1 pseudogene is annotated in these 1,159 nt (G+C 64.1%); it reads left to right on the top strand.

Going from position 1 to position 1,159, the window contains the following annotated elements:
• Positions 1-1,083, top strand: a pseudogene (locus tag JV551A3_RS15785) (glycosyl hydrolase family 5); the annotation flags it as partial.
• Positions 1,084-1,159 lie beyond the last annotated feature (76 nt).

Here is a 1,159-nt window from a genome sequence, read left to right on the forward strand (position 1 = left end):
GTCAAAGTGCCGATCGCCACTACCAGTACCTGGGGCGGCAATGGCCTGAGCGCGCTGCCGGCACTGACCTCAGGCGATGTCATCGACGCCCATGGCTACGGGGCCAATGGCCAACTGGAGAAGAACCCGCTGACCAGCGACGGCCTGATCGACTGGCTCGCCGCCGCCCAGGTAGTTGGCAAGCCTCTGACCGTCAGCGAGTGGAACGCCGAACCCTTCCCGCTGCCCGACCGCCACTCACTGCCGCTGTACGTGGCCGGCACCGCTGCCCATCAAGGCTGGGATGCCGTGCTGCAATACGCCTACAGCCAGCAGGCCTTCAACCCAGGTTGGCGCACGGCGGATAACTGGCACGCGTACAACGACCCGGCGATGATCGCCACCTTGCCCGCTGCCGCCCTGCTCTATCGCCGTGCGGACGTGAAGCCAGCCACCACCCGCTACGTGTTCGCGCCGACACCCGCCACCCTGTACAACCAGGAGATCACCCCGCGCAATTCAGCGCTGCTGCGCACGGCCATGGAAAAGGGCCAATTGCAGATCGCCCTACCAGAGACGCCGGAGTTGCCCTGGCTGAAACCCGCCGCCATCCCTGCCGGTGCGCAGGTACTGCAGGACCCGGGGCAGTCCTTGCTGCCGGCCGACGCCACGGAAGCGGTCAGCGACACGGGCGAACTCAAGCGCAACTGGCAACAGGGCATCTATACCATCGACACACCGCTGACCCAGGCCGCCACCGGATGGCTGGGAGGTCGCTCGATCAGCCTGGGCGCCATTCAGGTGCAAGCAAAAACGCCGTACGCCAGCGTCGTGGTGCAAAGCCTGGACGGCAACCCCCTGGGCCAGTCGCGCGAACTGCTGCTGTCGCTGGGTACCCGTGCCGTGCCCAAGACCGATTACAAGACACCGTTCAACGTCGAGCCGCTTGCCGGCACCTTGAGCATCAAGGCGCCTGCTGGCCTGAAACTGTTCGCCCGGGATGCCCAGGCACAGTTGAAACCGTTGCCGATGGCTTACCAGGATGGGCGCTACAGCATCACATTCGACGGCAAGTACATGTCCAACTGGCTGTTCTTGAAATAGGGTATGTGGCCATCTACCCTCACAACAGACCTGTAGCTGAAAAGCGCGGCTGTACAACAGCAGAGTCCAGGAGGCA

Origin of the sequence: Pseudomonas inefficax, assembly GCF_900277125.1 — a bacterium.
GTDB lineage: Bacteria > Pseudomonadota > Gammaproteobacteria > Pseudomonadales > Pseudomonadaceae > Aquipseudomonas > Aquipseudomonas inefficax.